This is a genomic window from Congregibacter variabilis (assembly GCF_045689235.1).
Taxonomy (GTDB): Bacteria; Pseudomonadota; Gammaproteobacteria; order Pseudomonadales; family Halieaceae; genus Congregibacter; species Congregibacter variabilis.
The window spans coordinates 3043852-3057601 of the sequence record NZ_CP136864.1; the positions used below are offsets into that span (position 1 = coordinate 3043852).

Annotated in this window: 14 protein-coding genes; 7 read left to right on the plus strand and 7 right to left on the minus strand. The window is 55.5% G+C overall.

Annotated features, from left to right (window positions below):
* Positions 1-100: 100 nt before the first annotated feature.
* Complete coding sequence (locus tag R0135_RS13570; protein ID WP_407347422.1) at positions 101-562, plus strand: (2Fe-2S)-binding protein; 462 nt, start codon at positions 101-103, stop codon at positions 560-562.
* Positions 559-2811 carry a molybdopterin cofactor-binding domain-containing protein gene (locus R0135_RS13575; RefSeq protein ID WP_407347423.1) on the plus strand — a complete coding sequence of 751 codons (2253 nt, stop codon included), beginning with the start codon at positions 559-561 and terminating at the stop codon, positions 2809-2811. The genes R0135_RS13570 and R0135_RS13575 overlap by 4 nt, the downstream gene beginning before the upstream one ends.
* Positions 2812-2849: 38 nt before the next feature.
* Here the strand turns inward: R0135_RS13575 and R0135_RS13580 are convergent, their stop codons facing one another.
* On the minus strand, positions 2850-3887 hold the full coding sequence (locus R0135_RS13580) for an AraC family transcriptional regulator ligand-binding domain-containing protein (RefSeq protein ID WP_407347424.1): 1038 nt from the start codon (positions 3885-3887) through the stop codon (positions 2850-2852).
* A 117-nt stretch (positions 3888-4004) separates the two neighbouring features.
* Between R0135_RS13580 and R0135_RS13585 the strand changes: the two genes are divergently transcribed.
* From R0135_RS13585 to R0135_RS13595, 3 genes are all read left to right on the plus strand, one after another.
* A complete protein-coding gene (locus tag R0135_RS13585; RefSeq protein WP_407347426.1) occupies positions 4005-4325 on the plus strand; it encodes a 2Fe-2S iron-sulfur cluster-binding protein in 321 nt (106 codons plus the stop codon).
* A 25-nt stretch (positions 4326-4350) separates the two neighbouring features.
* On the plus strand, positions 4351-5595 hold the full coding sequence (locus R0135_RS13590) for a cytochrome P450 (RefSeq protein ID WP_407347428.1): 1245 nt from the start codon (positions 4351-4353) through the stop codon (positions 5593-5595).
* 135 nt (positions 5596-5730) lie between these two features.
* A complete protein-coding gene (locus R0135_RS13595) occupies positions 5731-6012 on the plus strand; it encodes a YchJ family protein (RefSeq protein WP_407347430.1) in 282 nt (93 codons plus the stop codon).
* On the opposite strand, the gene R0135_RS13600 is transcribed toward R0135_RS13595, so the two are convergent.
* The 4 genes from R0135_RS13600 to R0135_RS13615 are packed head-to-tail and all read right to left on the minus strand — an operon-like array spanning position 6009 to position 11313.
* Complete coding sequence (locus R0135_RS13600; RefSeq protein WP_407347431.1) at positions 6009-7151, minus strand: serine hydrolase domain-containing protein; 1143 nt, start codon at positions 7149-7151, stop codon at positions 6009-6011. The two genes, R0135_RS13595 and R0135_RS13600, sit on opposite strands and share 4 nt — an antisense overlap.
* Before the next feature lie 36 nt (positions 7152-7187).
* Positions 7188-7787, minus strand: coding sequence for a hypothetical protein (locus R0135_RS13605; RefSeq protein ID WP_407347433.1), 600 nt, complete (start codon positions 7785-7787; stop codon positions 7188-7190).
* Positions 7784-8110 carry a hypothetical protein gene (locus R0135_RS13610; RefSeq protein ID WP_407347435.1) on the minus strand — a complete coding sequence of 109 codons (327 nt, stop codon included), beginning with the start codon at positions 8108-8110 and terminating at the stop codon, positions 7784-7786. The genes R0135_RS13605 and R0135_RS13610 overlap by 4 nt, the downstream gene beginning before the upstream one ends.
* A 5-nt stretch (positions 8111-8115) precedes the next feature.
* Positions 8116-11313, minus strand: a complete 3198-nt coding sequence (locus R0135_RS13615; protein ID WP_407347437.1) for a WD40/YVTN/BNR-like repeat-containing protein — start codon at positions 11311-11313, stop codon at positions 8116-8118.
* Between the two features lie 157 nt (positions 11314-11470).
* On the opposite strand from R0135_RS13615, the gene R0135_RS13620 reads away from it, so the two are divergent.
* Positions 11471-12286: an enoyl-CoA hydratase gene (locus tag R0135_RS13620; protein ID WP_407347438.1), complete on the plus strand. Its 816-nt coding sequence runs from the start codon at positions 11471-11473 to the stop codon at positions 12284-12286.
* A gap of 5 nt (positions 12287-12291) precedes the next feature.
* Positions 12292-12720, plus strand: coding sequence for a CoA-binding protein (locus R0135_RS13625; RefSeq protein ID WP_407347440.1), 429 nt, complete (start codon positions 12292-12294; stop codon positions 12718-12720).
* Here R0135_RS13625 and R0135_RS13630 read toward each other — a convergent pair.
* Together R0135_RS13630 and mscL are read right to left on the minus strand one after the other, a co-directional pair.
* A complete protein-coding gene (locus R0135_RS13630) occupies positions 12717-13226 on the minus strand; it encodes a shikimate kinase (RefSeq protein ID WP_407347442.1) in 510 nt (169 codons plus the stop codon). The genes R0135_RS13625 and R0135_RS13630 overlap by 4 nt on opposite strands.
* A gap of 51 nt (positions 13227-13277) precedes the next feature.
* Entirely contained in the window at positions 13278-13739 is a 462-nt protein-coding gene (gene mscL / locus R0135_RS13635) for a large conductance mechanosensitive channel protein MscL (RefSeq protein ID WP_407347443.1), read from the minus strand.
* Positions 13740-13750 lie beyond the last annotated feature (11 nt).

Sequence of the window (13750 nt, forward strand, 5' to 3'; positions counted from 1 at the left end):
ACAATGCCTTGGAGCCGGGGTTTGTGAATAGTCACCGTGGCTGTTCTTCGCGAAGCACTAACCCAACTGCGCACGGGCGATATAAACAGGAGGACGTAGCGTGATCGAATTTAAGCTAAACGGTAAGCAGGTGTCGACCGACTCACCGGGGGACACGCCCCTGCTTTGGGTCATTCGCGACGAACAACAGCTAAAAGGCACCAAGTTTGGCTGCGGTATTGCGCAGTGCGGCGCCTGTACGGTGCAGCGTGATGGCGTGCCTATCCGATCCTGTGTTCTCCCTGTGAGCGAAGTCGCAGGCTCTGAAGTCACCACCATAGAAGGGTTGGCCAGTGCCGAGGGTACGGCGCTCAAAGAAGCCTGGGTCGACGCCCAGGTGCCGCAATGCGGTTATTGCCAGTCGGGACAGATAGTGACGGCGGAGGCCTTCCTAAAATCCAACCCGAATCCCAGCGAAGAGGAAATTACCCAGGCTATGACCGGGAATCTCTGCCGCTGTATGTCGTATACACGTATACGCTCGGCCATCAAGTCGGCTGCGCAGGGCGAGGTGAACTCATGAAGAGCGTAACCACAGGCGTTAGTCGTCGAAGCTTTCTGGCGGGTAGTCTCGGCACCGGATTGATGATGGGTCTGGGTGTGGTGTTGCCGGGCTGTTCAAAAGAAGAAGCGGTCAGCGAGATTGTCGCAACTGGCGGAAGCCAACTGTTTTCGCCGGCAGTTTGGTTTGAAATTAATGAGGCGGGTGAGGTTTTGGTGAATATCGCCAAGGCCGAAATGGGTCAGCATGTGGGTACGGCGCTGGCGCGTATCGTCGCCGATGAGTTGGGTGCCGACTGGGACTCGGTGAGTCTGGCGCACGTTGATACCGATCCCAAGTGGGGCTATATGGTGACTGGTGGGTCCTGGTCAGTGGTCACCAGTTTCGAGATGTTATCTCGAGCCGGCGCCGCAGGGCGCACGGTGCTCATTGATGCCGCAGCCAAATTATTAGATGTTGATGCCACGCAGTTGAGCGCAGAAAACGGCGTTGTATCCGGCGCGGGGCAATCGCTGAGTTTCGCCGAGATTGTTTCTCGGGGCGATATCAGTCGCAGCTTCAGTGAAGAAGAGCTTGCCGCGATGCCCATCAAGCCCGCGGCGGCGCGGACCTTGATCGGTAAAACCGCTACGGCTTTGGATGTGCCTGCTAAATCCAGGGGCGCTGCGGTCTATGGCTTGGATGCCGAGTTACCCGGCATGGTTTACGCCCATCCGATTGTTGCTCCCACGCGCTACGGCAGTGTTATCACTGCCATCGACGACAGCGCTGCCAAAGCCATTCCCGGGTATCAGCAGACCTTGGCTATCGAGGATTCTTCGGGCTTTGTGCAGGGTATGGCATTGGTGATTGCCGATAGCTTTCCCGCCGCTATGAAGGCGACTGATGCGGTAAAAGTCGAATGGGATTTGGGAGAAACCGCATCTGTGAGCGAAGACGATATTCTCGCCGAAGGAAAAGCACTGGTCGATGATCCGTCCAGCGGCGTTTTGTTTGTCGACGCCGGTGATACGTCTGCAGCGATGTCCTCTGCCAGCGATACCCTCTCCGCAACGTACCGAACCAGCACCGCTTTGCACTTCACACTTGAGCCACAGAACGCGCTCGTGGAATTTCAAGATGGGCAGTGTCATGTCCACGCAGGTAACCAGTGGCAGTCATTGATTATTCCGACGCTGGCGCAGTCACTGGATATGGAAGAGAAAGATATTGTGCTGCACACCTACTATCTGGGAGGTGGTTTTGGTCGACGCTTGTTTGGGGATCAAATGATTCCCGCAGCGCACGCAGCCCGTCAGCTGGGCAAGCCCGTGAAGCTGATTATGACGCGGCCAGCAGACAGTCTGTTTGACTGCGCGCGTTCGCCCTCTGTTGCCCGTCTGGATGCGGCGTTTGCCGAAGACGGTAGCTTGAGCGCTATCGAGCATGCGGCAGCGGCTGGCTGGCCGACGCTGTCCATGGCGCCAGGATTTCTGGGTGAGGGCGTGGATGGCAAGGGTAAGTTTGACGGCTTCTCCATTAATGGTTCGGACCACTGGTATTCGGTGGCGAACCATCGCGTGCGGGCAATTAACAATACACTGGCGCAAAAGACGTTTCTTCCCGGCTGGTTGCGTTCTGTAGGTCCCGGTTGGATCGGCTGGGGCGTAGAGTGCTTTATGGATGAGATCGCTGCAAAGCTGGGCGTAGATCCGCTGGAGTACCGCTTGTCGCTGCTCGATGCGGCTGGAAGACAGGCGGGCAGCGCACCCATGCAGGTTGGTGGTGCGTCGCGTCTTGCAGCGGTACTTCAGGATGTGCGTGAGCGCTCTGGCTGGGGCTCGCCCCTGCCAGAAGGTGAAGCGCTGGGTGTTGCCGTGGCTCACGGTCAGGAGCGTGCAATGCCGACCTGGAGCGCCTGTGTCGCGCATGTGGCCGTGGATGGAAAAAACGTCACGGTGAAAAAGCTCTGGCAGACATTGGATTGCGGCACCGTGGTGCATCCCGACGGCGCAATGGCGCAGGCAGAGGGCGCTTCGCTATGGGGCCTCAGTTTAGCCCTGCACGAAGGCACGGCGTTTGAGAACGGTCAGGTTAGGGATCGCAATCTGGATACCTATAAGCCTCTGCGCATGGCGGATGTTCCAGAGCTGGATATCAAGTTTATCCAGAGCGATGAGTTTCCTACGGGCTTGGGCGAGCCGCCATTGATTGCGGTTGCCCCGGCTATTGGCAACGCGGTTTTCGCCGCTACCGGCCAGCGCGTCAGAGACTTACCCATCAGACTGTAGCCAGTCTGAGACCGCTTCAGTGACACCGTCGCCTTTGCTTAAAGTGAGGGCGACGTGTCTCGATAGCTTTTAGGTGTCATTCCCGTCCAGCGCTTGAAGGCTTTTCTAAAGGCGGCCGCGTCGTGATAGCCCAGGGATGCTGCCACGGTTTCTACGGTCTGCCTGGGTTCCAGCAGGTAGCGCCGTGCTAGTTCTGCCAGAAACTGATCTCTAATCTGCCGGTAGCTTGTGCCCTCCAAATCAAGACGTCTCGCCAGAGTGCGTTTGGATACGAACAATGCTCGAGCTATCTCCGGCTCACCGATGGATTCTACGGGCCTTAGAAGCATGAGCGTTCGCACACGATCGGCCATGGAACTACTGGACCTAGGCGTCTGTTCGAGGAGGGTATTGCACAACTGCTGGGTCAGCCTGAAGGAGGCGTTATCGCTGGTGGCGTTTGCTGCGGTGGCCAGCTCGCCCGGTAAGACGTAACTGTTTCGGGGGCACTCAAAGCTGTAGGGGGCGTGGAGAAAGTCGTTGTAGTCCTGCACGTGCGCTGGTGAGTTGTGCGCGAACTCAATGATCGCCTCTTTGGCGGGTCGCCTCAGTACCGCTTCTACAAAAGATTGCACCACCATGGCGAAGCATTCCGCTATGGTTATTTGAGCGAACACGTTGTCATCCACGGACATACGCAAGCGCAGCTCACAGAGGATTTGCTCCTCGGAGAGACTCACATCTACCGCGACCCAAGGCATACGCAGGGGCAGGTAGTCGCGCAGTGCATACAGGGCACTCATCAGATCCGGACTGCACAGGGCGAGATATCCCAAGGGCCCATGAGCAGAGGGTTGCAGCTGCTCGCCGAGGCGTAAGCCAAAATCCGGCGACCCCAGGAGTTCCCGGCCGTTCTGCATGATCTGAAGTTGCTGCTCTCCGCTGATAAACGTCTCGTCCCCGGGCATGAGGATAGCCTCGGGGAGACCCGTACCCTGCAGGAGCTTGCCGAGATCTCGTTCTTGCAGATTGGCGACCCGCGCGATGATGCGCGAGTATGTGCTGGGCAATAGAAAGTCGTTGGCGTCGTTATTCATCGGTATCGCTGTGGTTTTGTGGCAAATTATAACCCTGTTAAGGCAAAATTTAACCCCTTATCGCGCCGCGTATTCAGTAAAGTGGCTTGCATAAGATAAGTCACGGAGAGCAGCACTATGCCCAGGATTACCCTGATCGAGCACAACGGGACAAGCCACACCATCGAAGCGGAAGTCGGTAAGACCTTGATGATGAACGCGCTTGACAACGCAGTGCCCGGTATTGACGCGGATTGCGGGGGAGCCTGCGCCTGCGGGACTTGTCACTGTTTTGTAGAAGAGCCCTGGTCTTCGGTGACCGGTGGTGCAGAAATGCTGGAAGAGTCTATGCTGGGTATGCGGCCGGACCGCGCTGAGAATTCCCGTCTCAGTTGTCAGATCGATGTGTCAGACGATATGGATGGTTTAGTGGTGAGGCTTCCCGAGTACCAGATGTAATTCGAAGTAGTGAAAGGATAATAATATGAATCAAGCGATGAAATTGCCTGACCCCGCGGTTGTAGCCGTCGAAGATATCGACGTCAGTGACTCCCGTCTTTATGAGCAAGATGCCTGGCGTCCCTACTTTGAGCGTCTCCGTGCTGAGGATCCGGTGCACTACGTGGCCGATAGCCAGTTCGGCCCTTTTTGGTCCATCACACGCTTTAAGGACATTGTGGAAATCGATAGCAATTTCCAGGATTTCTCCTCAGAGCCGACCATTGTGATTGGAGATTTGACCGAAGAGCTGCCCCTGGCGAATTTTATCTCCATGGATCCCCCGAAGCACGATGTCCAACGCAAAGCCGTACAGGGTGTGGTGGCTCCCAAGAATCTTGCGGAAATGGAGAGCCTTATACGAGAGCGTGTGGGCGAGATTCTGGATCGTCTTCCGGTGGGAGAGACCTTTAACTGGGTGGATGAAGTATCCATCAATCTCACAACACAGATGTTGGCTACCTTGTTTGATTTTCCCTTTGAGGAGCGCACCAAGCTCACCTATTGGTCTGATCTTGCAACGTCGACGCCGGAAATCGCCGGTGGTGATACAGATCCCGAAGAGCGATTTGCCGGTCTGAGTGAATGTCTGGAGACCTTTACGCGCATCTGGCATGAGCGTAAGGATGATGGTGTTGAGACTCTCGATTTAATTCGCATGCTGCAGCGCGATCCCAACACCGCAAATATGGTCGATGAGCCCATGGAATTCCTGGGTAACCTTATTTTGCTGATCGTCGGTGGCAATGACACCACACGAAACTCGGCCAGCGCCGGGGTTCTTGCCCTGAACCAGAATCCGGATCAGTACGACAAGCTTCGCGCGAATCCTGACTTAATCCCTTCCATGGTGTCAGAAGTCATCCGCTGGCAAACCCCGCTGATGCATATGCGCCGTACCGCGAATAAAGACGTGGAATTTCGGGGTAAGCAGATCCGCGAGGGTGACAAGGTTGTGATGTGGTACCTGTCCGGCAATTACGACGAGACCGCTATCGAAAATGCGGATCAATTCATTATCGATCGAGCTAATCCCCGGCACCACATGTCCTTTGGCTTTGGCGTACACCGCTGTATGGGTAACCGTCTGGCAGAGATGCAACTGCGGATTCTCTGGGAAGAGATTATGCAGCGCTTTAGTAAGGTTGAGGTTGTCGGCGAGCCCGAGCGCGTGTTGTCCAATTTTGTTCGCGGCATTAGCAATCTGCCGGTGCGTGTTCATCCTCTTTAGCTTGTACAGCAGCGCTCTAGTCGCTCACTTAAAATGGAAGTAACGCCCTGTCACTGTCAAAGTAGCGGGGCGTTTGCGCTGTGCTGCGAGCCCTTTCTCAACGGCGCGGCCATCCCGGAAAGTGCAGAGCAACTGATGCGTTCGCGTTACAGCGCCTTTGTGGTCTGCGACGAAGCGTATCTCTTAGCTACCTGGCACCCTAAAACTCGTCCCAGCCGCGTGCGTTTTGACGAACAGCAGCGCTGGCTGGGCCTGAGCATTCGCAATACTGCCGATGGTGCTGCAGGAGACCAAACGGGCACTGTGGAGTTCGTTGCTCGATTCAAAATCGCCGGCAAAGGACATCGCCTCGTGGAGGTGAGTCGCTTTGAGAACATCGACGGCCGTTGGTATTATCTGGACGGCAAGCATCTCTAGGGGCTGGCGAGCAGGTGTTTCAGTGATTCCTCGGCCAAAGCGCTGACATCGAGATCCGCATCGTTACACATCATCATCAGCGAGCGATGTTTCTCGGGAATCCGCGCGTAGTAGGTGGAGGTGCCCAGCCAGCCGCCACTGTGCTCGAAGGTCGTTCCGCTGTGTCCCTCATTCAAGAACTGTCCGTTTGCGTAGCGTCGGTTTTCCTCATCACGATGCTGGCTATTGGGGGTGTTCATTAGTGTCATCAACGCCTTCGGGTCCTTGCCTAACTGGGGCTCGTAAAAGTGCGCGTCCCAAATGAGTAGATCATCAAGATTGGTATGTAAGCCTCCGTCACCGACCCAAAACAGGTTGGTCATATCGATCACGTATTCGCCCGCTTCGTTCTTTTTATAGCCATCGGCACGATTGGCGACAATCTCCACCGGGTCATCGCTAAAAAACGTATGTTGCATGCCTAGCGGAGCGAAGATCCGCCGGTGAGCATATTCACGCAGAGTCTCACCGGATACCTCCTCGACGAGCATGGAGAGCAAAAAGTAAGCAAGATTGCTGTAGAGAAAGCCCTGGTCCGGGGCCTGTGCCAGTGGTACCCGAGCCACCACCGCATAGAACTCATCAATCGTCAGATAGTCTTCATTACCCAGGCGAAACTCACCGCCGGCAGCTGATTTAAGGTCGATGGCATTTTCAGCCTTAGGGCCTTCATAGGAGCCTGCCACCAAATCATAGTCGTCCATGCCTGCGACATGACCGAGCATGGCGTTGATAGTGATCTTGACTTGGTAGGGCGTAAGCTTCGGTAAATAATCTCGGATGTCGGCATCGAGATCTATCTTGCCCTCGTCTGCCAAGAGTAGCACCGCCATGGCAGTGAACTGCTTTGAGACCGAGCCCATACGATGTAAGTGGCTACCATCCAGCGGCACATGGAGCTCCATGTTGGCCAGGCCATACCCCGTTTTGTTAATCCACTGGCCGTTTTTTGCGACACCCACGCTGCAACCCGGGCCGTCCGCCGCAATGTGTGCAAACACCGCGTCCAGGTCCCGAGACAAATCCGGCTGGGCAAAGCCTGGCACGGTGATGGCGCCGAGCATGCAGGCTCCAAGAATAGGAATCAGGCGAATCTTCATAGGGGGAGCTTCCTCACTTGAGGTGGCGGTAAGTTATTAGCGGCCGGTCAATTTGGCCAGATGAGTGACTACTGTGGATTGCGGCATGCCCTGGGTGTGTTTTGCGAGATCTTGGGATGTGGGTCGACGGGCGATAACGCGCCCCTGATCTTTGCAGTAGTAGAAGCTACGGGCGCTGCTCAGCGCGTCAAAACGCGGTTTTAAAGGATCAAGAACCCGGTCAGAGCCGCCCCAGGCGAACCATGCCCAGGGAAAGTCCTGCGCCTCTGTCGGGCACAGTGGTGCCTTTGGGCAGCTTTTAAGCGATCGTTTTGCTGCAGTTAAGTCTCGATCGCAAAGATAAAAGAGGTTAAGCACCTGCACGTAGCTACCCGGGACAATGGGTCGTTGGGCTCGCCTGTAGGACTGGCGAAGCACCGAGAGTACCGTTGGAAGAAACTTGTCGCCAGAGAGCGCAATGGGAGCTAACTGACTGCTGCGTTTGCTCGCCACGGCAGAGCCGGGATTTTTGCCGATAATGCACCCTATAACCGCGTCCTGGTCATCTGGAGCGGCGATGGCGTCAAGGTATATCCGGGTATCCAGTCGAAAGCGTTGACCACCCATTGTTTTGAATTTGGCCCAGTAGTGGCTCACTTTTCTTCTTGATTTGATTCTTTAGAAGACTCGTCGCTATGCTTCTCTCGACACTCGCTATGCACTTCCTTGATACAGGCGCTTTTGTTTGCTCGACGGTTACAGCGTTGTTCTTCGACAAGTACACGATACTCGCAGGCTTCAATGGCGGCGTTCTTGGCCTCGCTTTCAATATCGCCACCGTAATAGCTATAGGGCTCGGTTTGCGCCAATACACTCTGGCTCAGCGAGCCTGTGACCAGCACGCTGCTGGCCAAAAGGCACACTGTGTTAAGCAAAAGTTGGCGCGGCACCAGAGTGCCCGCACCGTTGCATCCGCGCATAGGTCTTACTGTTCTCCCAGCGCGATCATATCCATACCCTGTGCTTTGATTTGCTCGTTAAGGGCAGGCACCTGAGTATTCCAGACATCCTGCAACATCGAGAGCTGGGTCTCCATAGCCGCGCTCAGTTCCGCCTTTACTGCCAAAGCACCCTGAGTGGGCGCAGCATCGCCCGTTGCAACCATGCCCATGAGGCTGGTCAGCTTGTTGTTCAGGCGAATCGGGAAGTTAAGTGGATCCTGGCGGCTTTGGTTCTTGGTCTGGTAAAGAGCTTCTTCTATACCGGTGATGGTCTCACCCAGGCCTAGAACCTTAGCTAGCAGCGCGGAGGGATCGTCTACGCTGTCACCATTGTTAACAAGACGTGCTTCCAGAGCATCCAGTTGCGAACGGAAACTACGTATTTGTCCAATCTCACTGTGCGCACGTGACAACATGTCTCGCGTTTCCAGAACAAAATCAAACTGCGCGGCAAAGTCCTCGGGACTTGCACTGGATCGTGGGTCAGCAACTACCTCAAAGGGGGCCACCTGACGCTCTCCATCCACACTGAGTTCTGCACGATACATTCCAGGCACAGCTCGAGGGCCGGTCTTCATATCGGACCAGAGAATCAGACCGTCAAAGCGCTGCATGCCCGGATAGTTGAGATCCCAAATATGGCGATTCAATCCCGCATCAGCTGTCAATACGCGGGTATCAGGCTTGCCCGTTGGGTCTTCGGCAGTTTCTTCATCATCCGCGCCGGGCTTACGAGACCAGGTCCAGATGGCTTCCTGGCCACCATCTTTAAACACAGACAGCTCGATGCTCGCATCGTCACTCAGATTTTCTGGAAGCGAGTAGTAAATCGCCACGCCTTCTTTAGGATTGGTCCCGGCAGGCCCTTTGTTGCGATCCCAGCCCTTGGACAAGATTCGATAAGAGGGCTCGGGTGTATAAAGATGCGCCGCCTTTTGATGCTTATTACTGAGCTGCCTAAGGGCGCTCAGATCATCCATGATCCAAAAGCCACGTCCCTGGGTTGCAGCAATCAGGTCACCGTCCTTGATCTGCATATCGGTCACCGGAACGATAGGCAGATTGAGCTGGATAGGACTCCAGTCACCGCCGTTGTTCAGCGAGTAATAGGCACCACGCTCGGTGCCGGCAAACAGCAGGCCTTCACGCTGTGGGTCAGCGCGTAGCACTCGTGTGAAGTGGTCGCTGGGAAGGTTTCCATTGATGCGCTTCCAGCTCTTTCCCCAGTTATCTGTGTAAAAAAGATAGGGCTTGAAGTCATCCATCTTGTAACGCGTAGCGGCCAGATAAGCGCCTCCCTCGTTAAAGGGATCGATATCAATACTGTTGACCATGGCCCACTGGGGGAGACCCGAGGGCGTTACGTCTTTCCAGTTCTCGCCGCCATCGCGGGTGACGTGAACCTTGCCATCATCACTGCCTGCCCAGAGTACGCCGGCTTCGTGATGAGACTCGGTGAGCACAAACACGGTGCCGTAGTACTCAACACCGGTGTCGTCTTTGGTGATCGGGCCGCCGGATTTGCCCATGCGGCTTTTGTCATTAACCGTGAGGTCCGGGCTGATTTGATCCCAGGTGTAGCCCAGATCGTCGCTACGAAAAACCGCATTGGCTGAGACAAACAGTACGTCCGGGTCATGCTTGGAGAAAGCAATGGGGTAGTTCCATTGGAAGCGATACTTTACTTCTGCAGCGCCCCAGCCCATGGGGTTATCGGGCCATACGTCCAGAGCGCGTCGCTCGCCAGTACGGTGATTGACCAGTCGCATGAGGCCACCGTAGGAGCCGCCTACAACCACATCCGGATCATCGGGCTTGGCAGCGATGTGTCCGCTCTCGCCTCCAGCGGTGGGATCCCAGTCACGCACGCCAATGGATGAACCCATAGCCGAGCGCGAACGGATGCGTACAGCAGAGTTGTCCTGCTGGCCGCCAAGCAGGCGGTAGGGGAAGTCGTTGTCGGTAGCAACCCTGTAGAACTGCACCGTCGGTTGATTTGCCTGGGTCGACCAGGTTTTACCGCGGTCGTAGGACACGTTGGCGCCGCCATCATTGGACTGGATCATGCGCATGGGATCTGCGGGGTCTATCCACAGGTCGTGGTTGTCCCCGTGCGGTGTGTCTATCTCGCTAAAGCTTTTGCCGCCGTCCTTGGAAAAATGGAACCGCACGTTAGCAACGTATACAGCTTCTTCATCCACGGGATCAGCGAAGATGCGGGTGTAATACCAGGCGCGTTGTCGCAGGTTACGGTTCTCGCTGGTCTTGTTCCAGGTTTTACCGCCGTCTTTAGAGCGGAACACGCCACCATCTTCTGCTTCGATAATTGCATAGACATTCTTGTTGTTACTGGGCGATACGGTCACGCCGCTGATGCCAATAGTGCCTCTGGGCAGCCCTTCGTTGCGGGTTAGCTCTTCCCAGTTGTCACCGCCGTCCATGCTCTTGTAAAGCCCGGAACCTTCGCCACCACTTTCCAATGAGTAGGGGGTTCGTTTTACCCGCCAGAAGCTGGCATACAGGATGCGAGGGTTGCTGGGATCCATGGCGAGATCAACCGCCCCCACTTCGTTGTTAACAAACAGGACTTTTTCCCAGTTTGCGCCGCCGTCTGTGGTGCGAAACACACCACGTTGCTCGTTGGGCCCAAACAAGTGCCCCATGACTGCGGCGTAAGCCACGTCGGGGTTGGTAGGATGTATGCGCACTCGCGAGATATGCTGCGAATCTTCCAGACCAATGCGTGTCCAGGTATCTCCTGCATCTACCGACTTGTACATACCGTCACCGGGAGAGACGTTGCCACGCACGGTCTTCTCTCCGGTGCCGACGTAAATAACATTGGGGTCCCACTCGGAGACAGCAACTGCGCCGATTGAGCCGCCAAAATATCCATCAGAAATATTGTCCCAGGACGTGCCACCGTTGTCGGTCATCCAAACGCCGCCGCCGGTGGAGCCAAAATAGTACTTGTCCCGGTCACCCGGTAAGCCGGCTACAGCCGCAGAGCGACCGCCGCGAAAAGGGCCAACCTCTCGCCACTCAAGGGCGCGTATTTCGGCGGGGAAGGTATCCGGATCGATGTCCGCCTGCACGCTCGCACAGCCCAGGCCCGTGGCGATGACCAGGCTTGCGGCGACGTACAGCGGACGAAAAATGGAGGGACGATTAAGTGACGGCATAAAATCTCCTGTCGGCTTTTTATGAGCAAATTTTTATCGGACGCAGACCCTACCACAGGAGCCGACGGAACTTTACTATGCAGGCACAGCAAAGTGGTCCCGGCGCTTTGACACAAGCCAGGCAAGGCGCCCCGACGAATAACAGGAGTTTCTTTGTATGTCAGATGCCGCTCAAGACATGGATACACCGCTTACGGAAGCCACAGGCAACAATGTGCGCTGGATTACCCTTAATCGAGAGAAACAGCGCAATCCTTTGTCACTGTTGATGCTCAATACACTCATAGAAGCGCTGGATCGGGCCGGAGCTGACCCCTCGGTACGCGCTATTGTGATTGCTGCCAGAGGACCGGTATTTTCTGCAGGACACGATCTGCGGGAAATGAGTCAAGGTGATGGCGAAGGCCGGGATTCACAGATCGCACGATTGCGCGAGATTCTCGACACCTGCTCCCGGATGATGCTCGGGATCGTTAATTCTCCGAAAGCCATCATCGCCTGTGTGCAGGGCACGGCAACCGCGGCTGGATGTCAGCTCGTATCGGCCTGTGACCTTGCCATTGCTGCAAATACAGCGACGTTTTGCACCCCCGGCGTCAATATGGGGGGGTTCTGCACAACACCTCTGGTGGGCATTGGCCGAAATGTACATCGCAAACATGCCATGGCCCTGGCATTGACCGGTGACGCTTTTAGTGCCGAAGACGCCGTTCGCTTTGGCCTGATCAACGAGTGCGTCCCGGTCGAATTTCTGGTGGAGCGAACCACTGAATTGGCAGAGCGCATTGCTGCAAAGTCTGCGCAGGGTATTCGCAACGGCAAAGCTGATTTTTATCGTCAGATTGATATGCCCATAGAGGATGCCTTTGCTTACGCCAACGAGGCTATGGTTCGGGCTATGACCTCGGCGGATGCTGAGGAGGGTAAGGCGGCATTTTTCGAAAAGCGCCAGCCTAACTGGGGAGACGCCTGAGTCTCATGTCGCTGAGTTCTGACGAGGAAATTGCCGAGGTTTTACGCTCCGTAAAGACCGTGGCTGTATTGGGCGCCAGTCACAAGCCAGAGCGCCCGAGCTACGGTGTTATGCAGTTTCTGCTGCGCAAGGGCTACACCGTTTTCCCCGTAAATCCCGGACTTGCCGGCACAGAGCTATTGGGCCAGCGAGTGTATGGGGCTCTTATCGATATTCCACAGCCGGTGGATATGGTGGACGTGTTTCGTAATGCGAGCTTTCTTCCCCAGATCGTCGAGGAAGTGATTCAGTGCAAGGTCGGGATCCTATGGACGCAGCTGGAGGTCATTGATCGTGATGCGGCAATGCACGCAGAAGCACAGGGCATTCGTGTGGTGATGGATCGCTGTCCGGCTATTGAATGGCCGCGGCTAAAAGCGGCGGCTTTGCTTTAGTTATCAACAGCGGCTTGCAGTAAGGGATCTGTGGGCGTGGTGATCCGAGCCTTCTTTCCCGCAAATACCTCATAAAGCGCCGAGTGGGCAGCTCTCGAACAAACGTCATCTCGCTCGGGATAGTCTTTTATCCAGTCCACCAGCATATTCAGGTTCGCGTCCTGTGCTTTTTTTGAGGCGTACTTATGCGGCTCAAAGGGGCGTGCATATGCATGCGCTATGCAATCTTCTACCGACAGATCAAGAAACATAAGTTGGCTGGCAAACGGCATTGCTAAAGCAATCAGGTCTGCATAGCAGCCTTCGATGACCCAGTCCTCATGCGATTGCGCAAATGCGATGATTTCTAGCTCTGACTCCTGCAGCGGTTTCCGCTGAGGCGGCTTTGTTGCCTGCCAGGCGAGGGTGTCCAGGTCGAGGTGGGAAAGTCCGGCATCGGTGGACATTCGCAAAGCCAATGTCGATTTACCCGAGCCGGAGTTTCCAAATATCACTACCTTAGCCAATGTATTGGCCCTGGTTCTCTGTCCTAGCGTACTGGTCGGTTTGCTTGAGCTCTAGCTGCCGTCACTGGGAAGCTCTGAGGTGCAGTTACCGCAGCGCGTAGCTTTGATGGGAATGCTTGAACAGCAAAAAGGGCAGTCTTTTGTCGTGGGCTCTTCCGGCGGAGCTTCTTCTTCAGCCTGAAGCTTGTTAATGGATCGAATGAGCAGGAAGACCGCAAATGCGACGATGACGAAGCTGAACACCGCATTGAAGAACAGGCCATAACTAATGGTAACGGCACCGGCTTCCTGAGCTACGGCCAAGGTGCTGTAAGGGCCAGCGGTAGTTCCCTCTTTTAAGGTGAGGAAGAGATTTGAAAAATCGACCCCGCCTAGCAACAGACCTATGGGTGGCATGATGACGTCGGCGACGAGGCTCTTTACGATGGTGCCAAAGGCGCCGCCAATGATAATGCCGACGGCCATGTCAACGACGTTGCCGCGCATGGCAAATTTTTTAAATTCCTGAAGCATAGTGCGTCCCT

What these genes read in the sequence shown, in the direction of transcription:
- R0135_RS13620 (WP_407347438.1), top strand. Translation starts at nt 11,471, where the DNA reads ATGTCAGATGCCGCTCAAGACATGGATACACCGCTTACGGAAGCCACA.
- R0135_RS13600 (WP_407347431.1), bottom strand. Translation starts at nt 7,151, where the DNA reads ATGAAGATTCGCCTGATTCCTATTCTTGGAGCCTGCATGCTCGGCGCC.
- R0135_RS13585 (WP_407347426.1), top strand. Translation starts at nt 4,005, where the DNA reads ATGCCCAGGATTACCCTGATCGAGCACAACGGGACAAGCCACACCATC.
- R0135_RS13610 (WP_407347435.1), bottom strand. Translation starts at nt 8,110, where the DNA reads ATGCGCGGATGCAACGGTGCGGGCACTCTGGTGCCGCGCCAACTTTTG.
- R0135_RS13590 (WP_407347428.1), top strand. Translation starts at nt 4,351, where the DNA reads ATGAATCAAGCGATGAAATTGCCTGACCCCGCGGTTGTAGCCGTCGAA.
- R0135_RS13625 (WP_407347440.1), top strand. Translation starts at nt 12,292, where the DNA reads ATGTCGCTGAGTTCTGACGAGGAAATTGCCGAGGTTTTACGCTCCGTA.
- R0135_RS13575 (WP_407347423.1), top strand. Translation starts at nt 559, where the DNA reads ATGAAGAGCGTAACCACAGGCGTTAGTCGTCGAAGCTTTCTGGCGGGT.
- R0135_RS13615 (WP_407347437.1), bottom strand. Translation starts at nt 11,313, where the DNA reads ATGCCGTCACTTAATCGTCCCTCCATTTTTCGTCCGCTGTACGTCGCC.
- R0135_RS13595 (WP_407347430.1), top strand. Translation starts at nt 5,731, where the DNA reads ATGCGTTCGCGTTACAGCGCCTTTGTGGTCTGCGACGAAGCGTATCTC.
- mscL (WP_407347443.1), bottom strand. Translation starts at nt 13,739, where the DNA reads ATGCTTCAGGAATTTAAAAAATTTGCCATGCGCGGCAACGTCGTTGAC.
- R0135_RS13580 (WP_407347424.1), bottom strand. Translation starts at nt 3,887, where the DNA reads ATGAATAACGACGCCAACGACTTTCTATTGCCCAGCACATACTCGCGC.